Origin of the sequence: Caballeronia sp. GAFFF1 (assembly GCF_023630705.1) — a bacterium.
Classification (GTDB): Bacteria; Pseudomonadota; Gammaproteobacteria; order Burkholderiales; family Burkholderiaceae; genus Caballeronia.
The window spans coordinates 1-18,080 of sequence record NZ_JALQEM010000028.1 but is presented as its reverse complement, the minus strand read 5'-3'; the positions used below and the strand labels follow the sequence as shown (position 1 = coordinate 18,080).

At 64.7% G+C, this 18,080-nt stretch carries 16 protein-coding genes; 5 read left to right on the top strand and 11 right to left on the bottom strand.

The features are described from left to right. Positions 1-8 precede the first annotated feature (8 nt). From NCR37_RS13790 to NCR37_RS13770, 5 genes are all read left to right on the top strand, one after another. The gene (locus NCR37_RS13790; protein WP_250473455.1) at positions 9-1,073 is read left to right on the top strand and encodes a glycosyl hydrolase; all 1,065 of its coding nucleotides are present in this window, start codon (positions 9-11) and stop codon (positions 1,071-1,073) included. 412 nt (positions 1,074-1,485) lie between these two features. Continuing rightward, on the top strand, positions 1,486-3,843 hold the full coding sequence (locus NCR37_RS13785) for a polysaccharide biosynthesis tyrosine autokinase (RefSeq protein ID WP_502800526.1): 2,358 nt from the start codon (positions 1,486-1,488) through the stop codon (positions 3,841-3,843). A gap of 127 nt (positions 3,844-3,970) precedes the next feature. After that, positions 3,971-5,404, top strand: coding sequence for an O-antigen ligase family protein (locus tag NCR37_RS13780; RefSeq protein WP_250473453.1), 1,434 nt, complete (start codon positions 3,971-3,973; stop codon positions 5,402-5,404). Between the two features lie 81 nt (positions 5,405-5,485). Then, positions 5,486-5,827: an FKBP-type peptidyl-prolyl cis-trans isomerase gene (locus tag NCR37_RS13775; protein ID WP_040049973.1), complete on the top strand. Its 342-nt coding sequence runs from the start codon at positions 5,486-5,488 to the stop codon at positions 5,825-5,827. 10 nt (positions 5,828-5,837) lie between these two features. Beyond that, positions 5,838-6,641, top strand: a complete 804-nt coding sequence (locus tag NCR37_RS13770; RefSeq protein ID WP_250473452.1) for an AraC family transcriptional regulator — start codon at positions 5,838-5,840, stop codon at positions 6,639-6,641. A 36-nt stretch (positions 6,642-6,677) separates the two neighbouring features. On the opposite strand, the gene purF is transcribed toward NCR37_RS13770, so the two are convergent. From purF to NCR37_RS13715, 11 genes are all read right to left on the bottom strand, one after another. After that, positions 6,678-8,225 (bottom strand): amidophosphoribosyltransferase, encoded by a 1,548-nt coding sequence (gene purF, locus NCR37_RS13765; protein WP_250473451.1) that lies wholly within the window; start codon positions 8,223-8,225, stop codon positions 6,678-6,680. Positions 8,226-8,358: 133 nt separating this feature from the next. Then, positions 8,359-8,892 (bottom strand): CvpA family protein, encoded by a 534-nt coding sequence (locus tag NCR37_RS13760; protein ID WP_250473772.1) that lies wholly within the window; start codon positions 8,890-8,892, stop codon positions 8,359-8,361. Between the two features lie 12 nt (positions 8,893-8,904). After that, the gene (locus NCR37_RS13755; protein WP_250473450.1) at positions 8,905-9,741 is read right to left on the bottom strand and encodes an SPOR domain-containing protein; all 837 of its coding nucleotides are present in this window, start codon (positions 9,739-9,741) and stop codon (positions 8,905-8,907) included. Between the two features lie 38 nt (positions 9,742-9,779). Further along, on the bottom strand, positions 9,780-11,090 hold the full coding sequence (folC, locus tag NCR37_RS13750) for a bifunctional tetrahydrofolate synthase/dihydrofolate synthase (protein WP_250473449.1): 1,311 nt from the start codon (positions 11,088-11,090) through the stop codon (positions 9,780-9,782). A gap of 78 nt (positions 11,091-11,168) precedes the next feature. Beyond that, the gene (gene accD, locus NCR37_RS13745) at positions 11,169-12,041 is read right to left on the bottom strand and encodes an acetyl-CoA carboxylase, carboxyltransferase subunit beta (protein WP_250473448.1); all 873 of its coding nucleotides are present in this window, start codon (positions 12,039-12,041) and stop codon (positions 11,169-11,171) included. A gap of 64 nt (positions 12,042-12,105) precedes the next feature. After that, positions 12,106-12,909 (bottom strand): tryptophan synthase subunit alpha, encoded by an 804-nt coding sequence (gene trpA / locus NCR37_RS13740; RefSeq protein WP_250473447.1) that lies wholly within the window; start codon positions 12,907-12,909, stop codon positions 12,106-12,108. A gap of 71 nt (positions 12,910-12,980) precedes the next feature. Beyond that, the gene (locus NCR37_RS13735) at positions 12,981-13,808 is read right to left on the bottom strand and encodes a DNA-methyltransferase (RefSeq protein WP_250473446.1); all 828 of its coding nucleotides are present in this window, start codon (positions 13,806-13,808) and stop codon (positions 12,981-12,983) included. Positions 13,809-13,815: 7 nt separating this feature from the next. Beyond that, on the bottom strand, positions 13,816-15,009 hold the full coding sequence (gene trpB, locus NCR37_RS13730) for a tryptophan synthase subunit beta (protein WP_250473445.1): 1,194 nt from the start codon (positions 15,007-15,009) through the stop codon (positions 13,816-13,818). Between the two features lie 46 nt (positions 15,010-15,055). After that, on the bottom strand, positions 15,056-15,724 hold the full coding sequence (locus tag NCR37_RS13725; RefSeq protein WP_250473771.1) for a phosphoribosylanthranilate isomerase: 669 nt from the start codon (positions 15,722-15,724) through the stop codon (positions 15,056-15,058). Continuing rightward, positions 15,721-16,524, bottom strand: coding sequence for a tRNA pseudouridine(38-40) synthase TruA (gene truA / locus NCR37_RS13720; protein WP_250473444.1), 804 nt, complete (start codon positions 16,522-16,524; stop codon positions 15,721-15,723). The genes NCR37_RS13725 and truA overlap by 4 nt, the downstream gene beginning before the upstream one ends. Before the next feature lies 1 nt (position 16,525). After that, the coding region (locus tag NCR37_RS13715; protein ID WP_250473443.1) for a FimV C-terminal domain-containing protein at positions 16,526-18,080 on the bottom strand (1,555 nt) is incomplete at its 5' end.

Here is an 18,080-nt window from a genome sequence, read left to right as displayed (position 1 = left end):
AGGGATGCATGTTGAAGCAAAGGCTGTGGGTTGCAATCTCGTTGGTCGGCTCGCTGCTGTGCGGCGCTGCCGTGGTGCAGGCGCGAACCGGCGCGGTGCAGCCCGCACCATCCGATGCTCCGAAGATGGACTGCGGTGATCGCACGAACGGCGTGTTCTACGGCGTCGTCGGTCATCTCGAACATCGCGGCGTTTATCGCACCACCGACTTCAGCTCGCAAATTTCGCAGTTGCGCGATCTTGGCGTCACGATGTATGCGCAGGACGTGTCGAGCGAAGACAGCGCGCATCTCGTCGCGGATTTCGCGCGTCAGGCTGCGAAATCCTGCATCGGCGTGCTCGCGCTCGTGACGCCGTTCGAACCGCAGAAGCGCGCGAACGAGCAGGAGACCTTCGAGCGCGGCTATGCGCTCGGCAAGACGGCGGGGCGCGTGTTGAAGGGCCTCGTGACCTACTATCAGGTCGGCAACGAGTACGACAACTGGACCATCCTGGGCTCGGATCGCAGTGGCGAGCATCCGTCGGACTACGACAACGCGAGGTTCATGAAGGCGCGCGGCTCGATTCTCGGCCTTATCAAAGGCATACGCGAAGCGAATCCGGATGCGAAGATCCTGCTCACGTCCTTCGGATGGCTGCATTACGGCTTCACGGACATGCTCTTCGCCGGCACCCAGCCGGACGGAACCAAAGGGCATCCCATCCCTCAATGCGATATCACCGCGTGGCACTGGTATTCCAACATGGGTTCGATCACGGCGGCCGGCCCGAAGAAGGTCAATGTGCTCGAACGTCTGCGCGATAGCTATGGCAAGCCCATCTGGATCACGGAATTCGGCGTGCGCCCGAATCATGCGGACCCCGGCGGCTTCCTGACCGGCAAGGACGCACTTGCGGGCTTCGTGAAGGCGGCCAAGACCTACGACATCCAGAACGTCACGCTCTACGAGCTTTACGACGACCAGCGCTTCGGCGGCGACGGAAACTACGGCGTCATTCACGACGACGGGCAGACGCGCAAGCCGCGCTTCGACGTTGTGCGCGACTTCATCAAAGCGAATCCGATGCCGTAACGGAAAAAACGTAATGTGTGACGAATGGCGCCTGGGCCAAACCAGTAAGTATGGCCTGTTGCGACGTGGATGCAAGTGCGCTAACCGTCATTACGCTTATATTTGGTTCGCTACTTAACAGACGGAAGCACTTCGAGGCCGGAAGATTAGTCTGACGCTACGTATTTTGGGCGTACTGGTGTCGATTCGCACACACGGCGTGGGGCGAACACCCTGCCGTTGCAGATCGATAGAGCGACTTGCCGATTCGCGCTCTTCTCGTTCGGGCGCAACTCGACGAGCCGTACCGCCTGACGCCCTTTGACTCTCCCGGCCACGCCGGATACACACACGAACGACGTAACGCGGCCAACCGCGCGGGCTTTGCATTTTTGTCTGGCCCGGAAAACCACGCTCAACATTCGAACAGAGGATGCCGCCTTTGAACACGCTATACGTCAACTCCGGATCTTCGCGTCCTGGCAAGGACGACAATGAATTCACTGCGGGCGACATGATCAAGCTGCTGCGCGATCACATCGGCATGTTGCTGGTGTTCATCGTCGCGGCCGCAGCGCTCGCCGCCGCTTATGCTTTCCTCGCGGAACCGATCTATTCGGCCGACGTCGTCGTGCGTGTCGATCCTCCGGATCCCAACGCGCTCGGCATCGCGCCGCAAAACCAGATGCAGGCGCAGCAGCAGCAAACGCCGGTCACTCAGCTCGCGCCGGCTGAAATCTCGGTGATGAAGAGCCGCTCGGTGCTGGAGCCGGTCGTCAACCAGTTCCACTTCGACATCAAGGTCAAGCCGCATACCATGCCGGTGCTCGGCTGGATCGCGGGCATGTTCGCCCAGCGCGGCCATCTCGCGCCCGCGTGGTTCGGCATGAAGTCGTACGCGTGGGGCGGTGAGGACCTGCGCATCGCGCGTCTCGACGTTCCGCCGTCGCTTGAAGACGCGAAGCTCGACTTCACGCTGCTCGACAACAATCAGTACCAGCTCGAAGATCCGGACGGCAACGTGCTGTTGCGCGGCACGATCGGCCGCCCCGCTTCGGCGCACGGCGTGTCGATGCTCGTCGAGGGCGCGGTCGGTCATCCGGGCGTGCACTTCACGGTCACGCGTTACAACACGCTCGATGCCATCGATCTGCTGCTGAAGTCGATCAAGGTGGCCGAGTCCACGAAGGACACGGGCATCGTCGAAATCTCGTATAACGGCGACGATCCCGACCAAACCGCCGATGTCGCAAACGCGCTGGGTCAGGCGTATCTCGCCGCCGCCGTCGCGAGCCGTCAGGCCAACGATACGAAGACGCTCGAATTCATCCGCTCGGAACTGCCGCGCCTCGAGCGCGACCTGAAGGACGCCGAAGGCCGCCTGAGCGCATTCCGCGCGAAGTCGCAGTCGGTGCAGCCGATCAACGAAGCGCAGGCGTATCTGCAAGGCAGCATCACCTCGATGCAGCAACTCGCGATGCTGCAACTGCAACGCACGCAAGCGTTGCAGCGCTTCACGCCGGACAGCCCGCAGGTTCGCAACCTCGATCAGCAGATCGCGCAATACGAGCAGACCAACAAGCAAATCCAGTCGCGCTTCGACAGCATGCCCGCCTCGGAACGCCAAAGCGCCGAACTCACGCGTGATGCGCGGGTGGCGGAGACGGTCTACCTCGGCATGATGAACAAGGCCGAAGAGCTGTCGATTCGTCGCGCCAGCACGAGCGGCGGCGCGCATATCGTCGATAACGCACTGCGTCCGCATCGTCCGGTGAAGCCGAACAAGCCGCTCGTGATCGTCGCGGGCACGGCGCTCGGCTTCTTCGTCGGCACGTTCTTCATCTTCCTGCGCCGTCACGCGATGATCGGCGTCACCGATCCGATGTTCGTCGAACGTACCCTCTCCGTGCCGGTGCTCGGCGAAGTGCTCTTCAGCCGTCAGCAGCAGTTGCTCGATCACGAGATCTCGGTGTCGCCTGTGGGTCACGCGCTTGGGTCTTCGGGCATGCAAACGGGCAGCGCGCCGAAGGCGTTGCCGCACGTCAAGCGCGAAGCGCACGACGACATCACCATGCCGAATCTCGGCGACAACGACCGCGACGCCTTCGTGCTCGCCACGCGCTATCCGCACGATCCGGCCGTCGAAGCCCTGCGCGCGGTACGCACGGAGCTGTATCGCGACCTCGTGAACGCGCCGAACAACATCGTGATGCTGACCGGTCCGATTCCGTCGGCGGGCAAGAGCTTCGTCGCAGCCAACCTGTCCGTGCTGCTCGCGGAAATCGGCCTGCGCGTGCTCCTGATCGACGGCGACTTGCGCCGCGGCCATATCGCGTCGTTTTTCAAGCAGTCGAATCCGGGTGGTCTGTCGGAAGTGCTGAAGGGGCAAGTGGGCACGGCCGAGGCCATTCGTCAGGTCGGCGTGTCGGGGCTTTCGTTCATGTCGTGCGGCAGCTACCCGGAGAATCCGTCGGAACTGCTGATGATGCCGGGCTTCCGCGACATGCTCGCGCGCCTGAGCGATCAGTACGACCTCGTGCTCATCGATACCCCGCCGTTCCTCGCCGTCACGGACGCGGCCATCGTCGCAAGCGATGCAGGCTCGACGGTTCTGGTTCTGCGCTCGGGCATCCAGAGCGAAGAGGAGATCGAAGAGACCGTGAAGAAGGTGCACCGCGCAGGCGGACGTCTCGTCGGCTCGGTGTTCAACGCCATTCCGAAGCGTCGCAGCAACCGCCGCACGTATGGTTACGCGGCGGCCTACACGAGCAGCTTCAAGTCGGCGAACTAATGTACGTCTCGAAGCACGCATGATTGCTTGAGCGAAACGCCGCGTGCCTGCCACGCGGCGTTGCGTTTCAGGGCACGGCCTTCAGGCAACGGCATGCAAAACAAAAGACGCAGCCACACTCTCTACGATGAAAGACAAAGCAACGCTGATCGACAACTACTACCGCATCTGGGCCTTCGCGATGCCGGTTACGTCGTTCCTCGTGTTCCCGTCCATTCAGGGCACGACGATCGGCTATCTCATGTGCTTCCTTTCCGTGCCGCTCGTGCTTTTTTTCGGCGGCCGTTCGCGCAAGAACTACTTGCACTTCGTGGGCGCGGTTATCCTCGTCTGGCTTCTGATGCTCTGCACGACGCAACTCGCGGACGTGATGGCGCCGTTCGATCCCGACTTCAGCAAGATCGCGCTCGTCGACGACAAGGACCCGGTCACGTTCATCCTGCGCAAGAGCATGTTCACGCAGTCCATCTACGTGGCGGCGGTCGTGCTGTACGCGGCGTACGTGTACTACTACTACCGGCCGACGTGGGACCAGTGGATCTTCGCGGCGGTGACGCTCTTCGCCCTCTACGGCATCTATGAAGTGGTGTTCTACGTGCTGACGGGCTCGCCCGGCGACTTCATTTCGAACCGCGCGTTCGGCGACCAGTTCGGCCGCGGCATCGTGCGCTCGGACGGCACCGTGAACGGCAGCTCGTTTCAGGTTGTGAGCGCGGGCGGCATGTCGATACAGCGTCTCAAGGCGCTGACCGGCGAACCGTCGATGTACGCGATGTCCATCTTCCCCTTCTGGATCTACTTCAACGCGACGGCCCGCCTGCGCTGGCCGGTGTGGATCATCGGGCTGTCGCTTGTCATGAGCACGTCGTCGACTGTGCTGATCGGCTATGCCGTCTTCGCGCTCATTCGCATGCGCAAGCTCGGTATCAATCCGATTAAGGCGCTCATCGGCGTCTTCCTCCTGGCGGTGGTCGCGTTCGTGTTGCAGGACTATATCGCCGACCTGTTCCAGCAGATGGTGATGGACAAGCTCGAAGGGAAGAACGAGTCCGGTTCCGACCGCGCCATGCTCTTTTTCGAGTCGTTGCGCCTGTGGGTGCATGCATCGCCGTTGAACCAGTTATTCGGCATCGGCTTCGGCTATATCCGGTCCACCGACCTGTTCTCGACCTTGCTCGTCAACACGGGGGTGATCGGTCTCGTCGGCATCAGCGCGCTGATGCTCTACCCCGCGTTCAAGCTCGACTGGGACGCGCGGGGCATGGCGCTGCGCCAGTGCTGCGTCGCGACCTGGACCATGATGATGGTCTCGGTGCCCGAGTTCGCGTACCTCGCGCCGTGGACGTTCATCGCGATGGCGTACGTGCGCGTGCGGGCGCTGAAGCTCGCGCGGAAGAACACGCGCGAGCTCATGCCGGGCCATGCGATGGAGCCTTCGTACATCAGCCCGGAATTCGGCGTGAGCGTGAGTCCGAACGTCGGCGCCCGAGTCGGTTCGCCGATGAACGCGGACCGCCCGCGCATCGGCAGCCGCATGAATCCGCGCGGCCGTCACTCGTGATCCCCATGACTCGCTTCGTTGCTACGCTCTACAATGGTGGTTTCGACCATCGGCGTAGAGCCGTGCAACCAGGAGCAAACAATGTCGACAGTCACGACCGATTCCGGTCTCAAGTATGAAGACGTCACCGTCGGCGAAGGCGCCGAAGCCGTCGCGGGCAAGACCGTCAGCGTGCACTACACCGGCTGGCTGACCGACGGCCAGAAGTTCGACTCCAGCAAGGACCGCAACGATCCTTTCGCCTTCGTGCTCGGGGGCGGCATGGTCATCAAGGGCTGGGACGAAGGCGTGCAGGGCATGAAGGTCGGCGGCGTGCGCCGGCTCACCATTCCGCCGCAACTCGGTTACGGCGCGCGCGGCGCGGGCGGCGTGATTCCGCCGAACGCCACGCTCGTCTTCGAAGTGGAACTGCTCGACGTCTGAGCATGACGGCATGAACGCGCCGGCCCCCCGCCCTACCGTTTCGCTGCGCCGCTATGAAGCGGTGCAGGCGTCGGACGAGCACGACTTCCATCAGATCGTGCTCGGCTTCGATGGCGCAATGGGCATGGCGGTGGATGGCGGCGAATCGCTCATCGACCGTCATCGCGCGTGGATCATTCCTGCCGGCGCGCGCCACGAGTACTGGGCCGAAGGCGTCAATCGCCAGCTCGTGCTCGATCTTCCTGCTTCGTCGGTCGCGGTGCCCGCGCGCTTTTTCGAGCGCGCGCGCACCGTCGATCTCGATTCATCGGTCACGCAGCTTGTCGCGAGCGTCGCCGGGCGCCTCCCTACCGACGATACCGCCCTGCCCGCGCGTTTAGGCTGGCAAGCAGCGACGCATTTGTGCGGCGCCTTGATGGCCGGCGCGGGCGCATCGCTCAATGCGGAGTCGCGCGGCCTCGACTTTGCGCGCATCGACCGGTGGCTGCGCGCGCATCTTTGCGAGCCGCTGCGCATCGCGGATCTCGCCGCGCATTGTGGCTTCGGCATGCGGCGCTTTCACCAGTTGTTCAGCGAGGCGTTCGGCGAGACGCCGCATCGCTATCTTCATCGGCTGCGTCTGGACACCGCGCTGACCCTGCTCGCCGATCCGCGCGCCTCGCTCACGCATGTCGCGCTCGAAGTCGGCTTCGCGGATCAAAGCGCGTTCACGCATGCGTTCTCGAAGCGCTTCGGCATCGCGCCGGGGCAATGGCGCAGCGGCGCGTTCACGACGCCGCGCGAGCAACAGACGCAAAAAAGCCCGCTCGTCTGATCGACCGAGCGGGCTTCTCGAAGCCACTACGAAGGCTTATTCCACCGACAGTTGCAGATGCAATTGCGAACGCGCGGGACCGCCTTCGAGCGCCTCGCCCGCGATGTCGCGGTCCGTCTGCTCTTGCGGCGCGAGACGCGCGGTTTCGATGCGATCCAGATAGTCGGTCGTGACATCGCCGGTAATGTAGTGACCGTCGAAGCAGGACGCCTCGAAATCCTTCAGCGCCGGATTGATGTCGCGCACCGCGTTCTTCAGGTCCTCGACGTCCTGATACACCAGATAATCAGCGCCGATCATGCGCGCCACTTCGTCGTCGCTGCGGCCGTGCGCGACCAGTTCGCCACGCGTCGGCATGTCGATGCCGTACACGTTCGGGAACTTCACCGGCGGCGCGGCAGACGCGAAGATCACCTTGTTTGCGCCGGCATCGCGGGCCATCTGCACGATTTCATGCGATGTCGTGCCGCGCACGATCGAATCGTCGACGATCAGGACGTTCTTGCCCTTGAACTCGATGCCCATCGCGTTCAGCTTCTGGCGCACCGATTTCTTCCGCACCGCCTGGCCCGGCATGATGAACGTGCGGCCCACGTAGCGGTTCTTGAAGAAGCCTTCGCGATATTCGACGCCGAGCTTCGCGGCCACCTGCATCGCGGCGGGGCGGGACGAATCCGGAATCGGCATCACGACGTCGATCGGCACGTCCGGCAGCACGCGCTTGATCTTCTCGGCGAGATAGTCGCCCATGCGCAAACGCGCGTTGTAGACCGGCACGCCGTCGAGGCACGAATCCGGACGCGCCAGATACACGAGCTCGAAAATGCAGGGATTGAGCACCGGCTTTTCGGCGCATTGGTGACTGTGCAGATTGCCGTCGGCGTCGATAAAGATCGCTTCGCCCGGCTCGATGTCGCGCACGAATTCGAATCCGATGCCTTCGATCGCCACCGATTCCGACGCCACCATCCACTCGACGCCGGTCGACGTTTCCAGCTTGCCGAGGACGAGCGGGCGAATGCCGAACGGATCGCGGAACGCCACGAGCCCGTAGCCCGCGATCAGCGAGACGATTGCGTAGGACCCCTTCACCCGCCGATGCACGCCCGCGACCGCCTTCCACAGCGCGGCTTCGTCGAGTTCGAGGCCGGAGCTCGCCAGTTGCAGTTCGTGCGCGAAGACGTTCAGCAGCACTTCGGTGTCGGACGCGGTGTTGATGTGCCGGCGGTCGATCCGGAACATCTCGTCCTTCAGCTGCATCCAGTTCGTCAGATTGCCGTTGTGCGCGAGGATGATGCCGAACGGCGCGTTGACGTAGAACGGCTGCGCTTCCTCCTCGTTCGAGGCCGAACCGGCCGTCGGATAGCGCACTTGCCCGATGCCGACGTTGCCCGGCAGGCTGCGCATGTTGCGCGTGCGGAACACGTCGCGCACCATGCCGTTGGCTTTGTGCATGTGGAAGTTGTTGCCGTTCGCTGTCGCGATTCCCGCCGCATCCTGCCCGCGATGCTGCAAGAGCAGCAGGCTGTCATAGATGAGCTGATTGACGGGGCTTTGGGAAACTACACCTACGATGCCGCACATGGCATGGTCCTTCAAAGAGTCGAAACGGTAGAGAGGCGTGCCGGCGTTGCGCCAGGTCGAACGAGCCCCGCCAGCGGGCGCGTTCGGCGGCGCAAGTGGCCGTCGCGCGTTCCTCGTGTAGCCTGCCGTTCGTCTATTGTGCGGCGCTTGGCGCCGTGTCGCCTGATTGCGGTGCGACGTGCACATACGCGGCGAGCGTATCGGGGAGAAGCGGTCTCAATTCGCGCACGCCTTGCTCGGCCATGGGCCGCAACAGCGCGTAACGCCAAAAATCCTTCTGCGGCAATTCGGTCAGACCTGCGAGCGCGACCAGAATCACCACCAATATAGCGCCTCGGACGAGGCCGAACAGCAGGCCCAGCGAACGATCCACGCCGCGCAGGCCCGTCACTTCCGTGATGCGCGTGAGCAGCGCCGACAGCACGCTCGACAGCAGCAGCACCGCGCCGACCACCAGCAGGAAGGCGACGAGCCACTGAGTGAGCGCGCCGCCCGGCCAGTATGCCGGGATGTACGGCACCACCACGCTCACGAACCGGCCCGCGATCAAAATGGCAGCGACCCAGCCGACCAGCCCGAAGGCTTCGGCGAGCAACCCGCGCCACATGCCGCGCAATGCGGAGAGGCCGATCACGGCCATCACGGCGTAGTCGAAGCTCGTGAACATCGACATCGACGCTTAGTTCGACGCCGACCGCTTGCCGCCGGCCAGACCCGCCTGCCGCACCTTGACGAGCGCGGCGGACGCCGACGCGCGATCCGGGAACGGTCCTGCGCGCAACAGCGCGCGGGAGGAGCCGTCCGACTGCTGACGATGTTCGAGATATGCGGGCACGCCCGCGGCTTTCAACTTGTTGACCCAGTTTTGCGCTGCCGTGTCGTCGTCGAACGTGCCGATCTGAAGCACGAAGCGGCTGCCGGCCGGCGACGCGGGCGTGTTCGCCGCGCTCGATGCGGGACTTGCCGTGGTGTCCTTTTCCGCGGCCGGTTGAGCCTGCGGCTTGGCGGCTTCCTTGGCGACGGGTGCCGGCTTGCTTTCAGCCTTCGCTTCGGGCTTCGCCTGCGCGGTGGCAGCGGGCGCCGAAGCCGACGGTTGCGGCTGGGTCACGCCTGCGGCCGCATTCGCCGTATCGGTTGCCGCAGCAGGCGACTCATGCGCGACGCCTGCCTGCGTGTCCGCGTCGTTCGCTTCGCGGGACTGCTTCGCGGCGGGCGCGGCGCGGTTAGGGATATCGATGGAAATGTCGTCGGCGACAGGTTTCGGGCGCGAATCCAGCACCATCGGCAGGACGATGACCGCCGCCAGCACCAGCGCGATGGCCCCGACGAGCCTGCGCCGCGCGCGCTGCTTCTCGGGAAGCGTGGGGTCGAGCATCATGGCGTCGGCATCGGGACGGTCCGTGCGGCGCGTGCGGCGCTCCGTGCGCACGGTATGACGCGAGCCGCGCGGGGAATCGGAGTATGCGTCGCTCGCGGCGCGGGCGTCGTCTTTCTTGCCGAACGAGAAAAGTCCCATGTATGGCTTGGTGCGAGAAGCTCAGACGGCCTGCCGTCTTAGTGATGCTGCGATTTACGGTAGGCCATGACGCCAGCCACCGTATAGAAACTACCGAAAACCACGATTCTATCATTTTCGGACGCGCGGCTTAACGCATCTCGAAATGCGTCGGCGGGAGTCTCGAATTGTGCAACGCTGCTGTCGGGGCCGTCGTTGACACCGGCATCGCGCAGGACGGCTTCCAGACGGTCGGCGGTGGCTGCACGCGGCGTCGGCAGCGCGGTCACGTTCCAGTGGTCGATCTCGCCCGCGAGCTGCTTCACGATGCCCTCGATGTCCTTGTCGCCCATCGCGCCGAAAACCGCGTAGGTGTACGGGAAATAGCCCATGTTGCCGAGGTTTTGCGCGAGCACGGCGGCGGCGTGCGGATTGTGCGCCACGTCGAGAATGATCTGCGGCTTGCCCGGCAGCACCTGGAAGCGCCCCGGGAGTTCCACGTTCGCGAGCCCCAGACGTATGTCCTGCGCGGAAACCGGCAGCCGGTCGCGCAGCGCCTCCAGCGCGGCGAGTGCCGCCGACGTGTTGATGAGCTGATTGGCCCCGCGCAGCGCCGGATATGCGAGCGCCGCGCGCCGCTGCATGCGGCCGATGTAGCTCCACTGCTGGCGTTCGTTGCCCGGCTGCGCTTCATAGCGGAAATCGCGGCCGACCAGCCACAGATCCGCGCCGACAGCGGCGGCATGGTCGATCAGCGTATGCGGCGGCGAGGGATCGCCGCACACCGCCGGCTTTTCCGGACGGAAGATGCCCGCCTTCTCGAAGCCGATCTTCTCGCGGGTGTCGCCGAGATAGTCCGCATGGTCGATGTCGATGCTCGTCACCACGGCGCAGTCCGTATCGACGATATTCACGGCATCCAGCCGCCCGCCGAGCCCCACTTCGAGGATGACGACATCCAGCCCGCGCGACGCGAACAGATGCAGGATGGCGAGCGTCGTAAATTCGAAATACGTCAGCGAAACGGGATCGGGCAAGCTGGCGCGCGCCTTCTCGACCGCTTCGAAGTGTTCCAGCAACTCGGCGTCGGTGGCTTCCGCGCCGTCGATGCGCGCGCGCTCATTGAACGACAGCAGATGCGGCGACGTATGGCAGCCCACGCGATAGCCCGCGCGCAGCAGAATGCTTTCGAGGATCGCGCACGTCGAGCCCTTGCCGTTCGTACCGCCGACGGTGATCACCGGGCAGTCGAAGCGCAGGCCGAGCGCCTTCTTGACGCGCCCGATGCGCGCGAGGCCCATGTCGATGCCGACCGGATGTGCCGCTTCCAGATGGGCGAGCCACGCGTCGAGGGTGGGAAATGTGGTCATGTTCGGTAGTCGAAAAAGCAAAAACGCCGCGCGGAACCTCGCGGTTCACGCGCGGCGCTGCGCGGGCACAAAGCGGCGTCAAGCCACCGAATCGGCCGGCTGTCGCGTCATCAGCGCCATTAACTGAGCGATTTCCTCGCGCATTTTGCGGCGGTCCACGATCATGTCGATCGCGCCCTTCTGCAACAGGAATTCCGCGCGCTGGAAGCCTTCGGGCAGCTTCTCGCGCACCGTCTGCTCGATCACGCGCGGGCCGGCAAAGCCGATCAGCGCCTTGGGCTCCGCGATCACGACGTCGCCGAGAAATGCGAAGCTCGCGGACACGCCGCCCATCGTCGGGTCGGTGAGAACGGAAATGAACGGCAGTTTCGCGTCGGCGAGCTTGGTCAGCATGGCCGTGGTCTTGGCCATCTGCATCAGCGAAAGCAGGCTTTCCTGCATGCGCGCGCCGCCCGACGCCGTGAAGCAGATGAACGGCACGTTCTGCTCCAGCGCGTTGCGCGCGCCGCGAGCGAAGCGTTCGCCGACCACCGAGCCCATTGAGCCGCCCATGAACGCGAACTCGAAGCACGCGACCACGCACGGCAACGTATGGATCGCGCCGCCCATGACGACCATCGCGTCGGTTTCGTCGGTGTCTTCCATCGCCTCTTTCAGGCGGTCCGGATACTTGCGGCTGTCCTTGAACTTCAGCGCGTCGACCGGCACGATTTCCTGGCCGATTTCATAGCGGCCTTCCGGGTCCAGCAAGCGGTCGAGCCGCTCGCGCGCGCCGATACGCATGTGGTGGCTGCACTTCGGGCAAACATGCAGATTCGCCTCGACGTCGTTGCGGTACAGCACCGCCTCGCACGACGGACACTTCACCCACAGCCCTTCCGGGATGCCCTTGCGGCTCTTGGGATCGGTTTGCTTGATCTTGGGCGGCAGCAGTTTGTCGAGCCAGCTCATCGTTGTTCCTTGACTGATCGGGGCAGCGCCGCGCACCGTCGACGACGGCCGCGGCGGCAAAATGTTATTTGGCGGAATCGAGCGCCGCGCGAATTTCCGCGATGAAGCTCGTGAGCGACGCGGCGGCCGTGTCCGGCGGCGCCTCTTCGAGCAACTGCACGAGCCGGCTTCCGATGACGACCGCGTCCGCGACCTCCGCGACGGCGCGGGCCGTCTCTGCGTCGCGAATGCCGAAACCGACGCCGACCGGCAGCGGCACCTGCGACTTGATGGCCGGGATTTTACTCGCGATGCTGGAAACGTCCAGATTTGCCGCGCCCGTCACGCCCTTGAGCGACACGTAATACACGTAGCCGCTCGCAATCTTGCCGACCGCCGCCACGCGCTCGTCGGTGGATGTCGGCGCGAGCAGGAAGATCGGATCGATGCCGGCCGCGCGCATCGACGCGCCGAAATCGCTAGCTTCTTCGGGCGGATAGTCGACGACGAGCACGCCGTCCACGCCCGCCTGCTTCGCGGCCTGCGCGAACGCGTCCGCGCCCATGCGCTCTATCGGATTGGCGTAGCCCATCAGCACGACGGGCGTATTGGCGTCGGTCTCGCGAAACCGCGCCACATCGGCGAGGACGCGCTTGAGCGTGACGCCGCGCGCCAGCGCGCGCTCCGACGAACGCTGGATGACAGGGCCATCGGCCATCGGATCGGAAAACGGCACCCCCAGTTCGATGACGTCCGCGCCGCCCTTGGCGAGCGCATGCATGAATTCGACGGTTTGCTCGGGGTTCGGATCGCCCGCCGTGATGAACGGAATCAGCCCTTTGCGGCCTTGCGCGGCAAGCGTCGCGAAAGTGTTCTTGATACGGGACATGAGAATTCTCGTAAGCGTATTCGTTAGCGTCGGTCATCGACGCGATCAGCGACGAAGCGGCGGCTCGCGCGTTATCCGGCGGTCTCGGCTTCGGTGGTCAGCGGCGCATCCAGCTTCGCCAGGCGGCTTTCTGCGATGGCGCAGTAGTCCGCATTGATCTCGAAGCCCGTGAAAAGCCGGCCGTGACGCGCGCAGGCAACGGCGGTCGTGCCGCTGCCCATGAACGGATCGAGCACGCGGCCGCCCGGCGGACAACTCGCCAGCACCATGCGCTCGATGATTTCCAGCGGCTTTTGCGTCGGATGATCGACCCGCTCCGCGTGCTGCCGGTGCAGCCGCGAGACAGACCAGACGTCCTTCGGGTTGTACCCCATCTCGAGCCACTTGCTGCCTTCGAAAATCTTGCGGGAGCGCGCCTTTTTCGTCGCTGCGTCGTAGGGAATGCGCACCGGATCGAGATCGAAGTAGTAATCCTTCGATACCGCGAAATAGCCGATGTTGTCGTGCACTGACGTGTATTTGCGCGTGGTTCCGCCCATGCTCGGCACGCGCCGGTCCCAGACGATCTCGTTGACCATCGTCATCCGACGCTTTAGGAACACAAACAGCTCAGGCGAATACTGCCAGGTGCAGAAGATGTACATCGAACCGCTTTTCTTCAGCTTCGGTAGCGCGATGTCCAGCCAGCGATACGTCCAGGCGAGAAAGGCTTCGCCGGACAACATGTCCGAATCGTTCCCGTAGTCCTTGCCGAGCCCATACGGCGGGTCGGCGACGATCAGATCGATCGACGCATCGGGAACGGCGGCGGCATCGGCGAGAAAGTCGCGGTTCCGAATGTCGATGCCGGCGCCTTGCAGCGCGCCGGCGGACATCGGTTCGTCGATAACGGTGCGCATCTGCGGCTTAGAACTGGATGCCCGATCGCTCGGCGACCGTGTGCATGTCCTTATCGCCGCGGCCCGACAGGTTGACGAGCAGCACCTTGTCGCGCGGCAGCGTCTTCGCGAGCTTCGCCCCGTACGCCAGCGCGTGACTCGACTCCAGCGCCGGAATGATGCCCTCGATGCGGCAGCAGTCGTGGAACGCCTTCAGCGCCTCCTCGTCCGTAATGCCGACGTACTCGGCCCGGCCGACGTCTTTGAGCCACGCGTGCTCCGGACCGACGCCCGGATAGTCGAGCCCCGCCGACACTGAATGCGTCTCGATGATCTGGCCGTTGTCGTCCTGCAATAGATAGGTGCGATTGCCGTGCAGCACGCCGGGGCTTCCGCCCATGAGCGACGCCGCGTGCCGGCCGGTGTCGATCCCGTCGCCCGCCGCTTCGACGCCGACCAGACGTACGGCTTCATCTTCGATATACGGATAAAAGATACCCATCGCATTCGATCCGCCGCCGACGCAGGCGATCACGGCATCCGGCTGGCGGCCCGTCATCTCCGGCATCTGCACGCGGCATTCGTCGCCGATCACGCGCTGGAAGTCCCGCACCATCATCGGGTAAGGATGTGGCCCGGCCACGGTGCCGATGATATAGAACGTGTTTTCGACGTTCGTCACCCAGTCGCGCATGGCCTCGTTGAGCGCGTCCTTCAGCGTGCGCGAGCCCGATTCCACCGGCACCACGGTCGCGCCCAGCAGTTTCATGCGGTAGACGTTTGCCGCCTGCCGCTTCACGTCCTCCGCGCCCATGTAGACCACGCACTCCATGCCGAAGCGCGCCGCGATGGTCGCGGTCGCCACGCCGTGCTGCCCCGCGCCGGTCTCGGCGATCACGCGCGGCTTGCCCATCTTGCGCGCGAGCAGCGCCTGCCCGATCACGTTGTTGACCTTGTGCGCGCCCGTGTGATTCAGATCTTCGCGCTTCAGATAAAGCTGCGCGCCGCCGAGCATGTCGCTCCAGCGTTTCGCGTGATAGATCGGGGAAGGACGGCCGACATAGTGCTTCAGCTCGTAGTCGTATTCGGCCTGGAATGCAGGGTCCTGGCGGGCTGCGTCGTAAGCCTGGCGCAGTTCGTCGAGCGCATGAATAAGCGTTTCGGAGACGAACACGCCGCCATATTGGCCGAAGTGGCCTCTTTCGTCAGGCAAGTTGTACATTGCGTCACTCTCTCGGTGGCGAGCCGTGGTTGGCTCGCAGTCGGAATCAGCCGGCGTCCGCTTCGCGCACTGCGCGCACGAACGCGGTCATTCGGGCGGAATCTTTCACGCCCTTTGCGCCCGGCACTTCGATGCCGCTCGAGACATCGACCGCGAACGGGCGCACGCGCCGGATGGCGTCACTGACGTTTTGCGCGTTCAACCCACCACTCAAAACGGCCCGATGCCCGAGATCTGTTGGAATAAGTGACCAATCGAATACCTGTCCACCGCCGCCGAAGCCCTCGACGAGTGCGTCGAGCAAAATACCGCCTGCAGCCGCATAGTTAAGCGACGATTCTACCAAATCGCTTGCGGCCGCATCAGGCCCTACACGCACTGCCCGCCACCAGGGCAAACCCGCAATCGCGGCCAGTTCGGCGCACTGCTCCGGCGTTTCGTCGCCGTGGAATTGCAGCAGAGAGAGCGGAACGTTCGACGTCACCTCGCGAACCCATTCGGGCGTCGCGTTGACGAACAGACCGACCGCCGCCACGAGCGGCGGCACGTAGCGGCACAGTTCCACCGCTTCGGACACGGTCAGCGAGCGCGGACTCGGCGGATAGAAGACGAAACCCACGGCATCCGCGCCCAGCGCGACAGCGTGCTTGACGTGCTCGACTGTGGAAAGCCCGCACAACTTGATTCTGGTCCGGTGCAAATCTTGAACTGTCATGGCTGGTCGGCCCAAACGGCGCTCCACGGCATGCTTGCAATATGAGGCGGCGGAATTGCGAACCGCTCGGGATATCCGACTTCCGCGAGATAAAGCCCGTCGGGCATGAAGGTCGGCGCGGCGGCGCGACGGTCGCGCGCTTCGAGCACGTCGGCCATCCACGACGGAGGAAATCGTCCGCGCCCGATCGCGACAAAGCAGCCCATCAAGTTGCGCACCATGTGATGCAGGAACGCATTCGCCCGAAAACGAAAGTGGATGAAATCCCCCTGTTCACGGACGTCGATCCGATAGAGATGCTTGACCGGCGTCTTCGACTGGCAATCGGCCGCGCGGAACGACGAGAAATCGTGCTCGCCGATGAGGCACGCGGCGGAATCGCGCATTGCGGCGACGTCGAGCGGCGTGTGCACCCAGCCCGCGCGTTTCGCCAACATGGGTGAACGCACCGGATTGACGTACAGAACGTAAAAATACGTGCGCTCGAAGGCCGCAAAACGGGCGTGGAAGTCGTCGGGCATCGGCTTCGCCCACTGCACCGCGACCGAACTCGGCAGAAACGCGTTCGTCCCGCGCACCCACGAAAAATCGGTACGGTCCAGTTCGGTGTCGAAGTGCACCACTTGCCCGAGGCCGTGAACGCCCGTGTCCGTGCGTCCGGCGACGACCGTCTGAACCGGTGTCTGCGTGAATTCCGCGAGCGCGCGCTCCAGTTCATTCTGCACCGTATTGCCGTGCGGCTGCGATTGCCAGCCACAAAACGCTGCGCCGTCGTACTGAACGCCTAACGCTATACGCATATCAAGAGTGCGGCGCGAGCGTCGAGAGCAGGCCGGCCGCTTGCTGGCGCGTCGCCTGATCGTTTGATGCGATCACTTCCTGCAACAGCGTGCGAGCGCCCGAAAGATCGCCCAATTCGATGTATTCGACGGCCAACTCCAGCTTATTTCGCGCGATGGTCGCCAGTTGCGCGGCGGTCAGCGCGGGCAGCGGCTCGGTGTGGCTGGATGGCAAGTCTAGGTTGAAGTCGAGACTCAACGGGCCGAACTGCGTCGCTCCCAGCCCTGCGACCGACGGCGCGCCGGCCGTTCCCGCTTCGATACGCGCTGCGGCGGACGACTGAACCTCGTCGGCAACCGACGGCAGCGCGAACGCCTGCGCCTCGTGGGCTGCATCGGTCTCGGCAATCGGCTGCGGAACGAAAGGCTCCTGCCCGACCGACGCGTGCGCTGGCGCGTCATGGCGCGCAGCGTGGTCATCGGAAGGCGGCGCCAGCGTCAGTTCCATGCGAGGCGGCAGACTCATGTCGAGCGAGTCCAGCGCCTGGACAGCTTCGGTCGGAAACTTGGGCATCGGGAAGCGGTCAGCGGACACCGGTTCGTCGTCCTCGACGCCTGCAGGATGCTGCTCGGCGTCGCGCGCGGCTTGCTCCTCGACGGCACGTTGTTGCGCTGCGCGCTGCTCCGCCGCTTGCTGCCGGGCGGCAACCGCCTGAGCTTCGCGCAACTCGGCTTCGCGAGCGATGATCTCGCGCGCCGCCGCCTCGCGAGCCTGATGCGCCTGCGCTTCCTGTTCGGCGGCTTCGCGAGACGCCGCGTCGCGCCCGGCAAGCTCGCGCTCCAGTGCTTCGCGCGCTGCGGCTTCGCGCGCGCGGACTTCGCGCTCCTCCGCTTCCCGAGCGGCGGCCTGCCGCGCGGCGGCTTCCCGTTCTTCGGCTTCCCACTTCTCGGCTTCGTGCGCGGCGGCTTCGCGCGCGGCGATTTCCCGCGCGTGGGCCTCCTGAGCGTCGCGCGTTTGCGCGTCGGCCGTTCCTGCGTGCGAAAGCGGTGGAACGAAGGCCGCGTGAGCCGCAGCCGGCGGCGTCGGAATGAACGGCTCGGCCGGCTCCGCGCGATTCGGCTGTTCCGTGCGCGCTTCGGGCACTCTGGCGGACTCGGGCGCGTCCTCCTCCGACGGCGTCGCGAAAGACTGCGCCGCATCGTAGCTTTCGAGGCTCGCGGCCACGGCGTTCAGTTCGGATTGATCGCGCGCGACGGCAGTGCCTTCCAGATCGGCTGCCGATTCAGCACGCGGCGGCGTTGGCGCGGGAACCGGCGCGGGCGGCTGCTGGCGGGCTTGCGCGTCGGCGTCGGCTTCGGCGTCGGCCTGAGCGCGGCGCTTGTTCCGGCGCAGTAGCAGAAACAGCAGTACGGCGATGACCGCGAGAACGAGCGCGATCACCTTCGGATCGATGCCACCGTGGGGCCGCGGCGCGCTGTCGGCCGCGGGCGCACTCGCGACAGGCGCGACGGCAGGGGCAGCCTCGGGCGCGGCTTGCGATGCCGCCGACGCCGTGGCCGGCGCCGCAGGCTCGCTC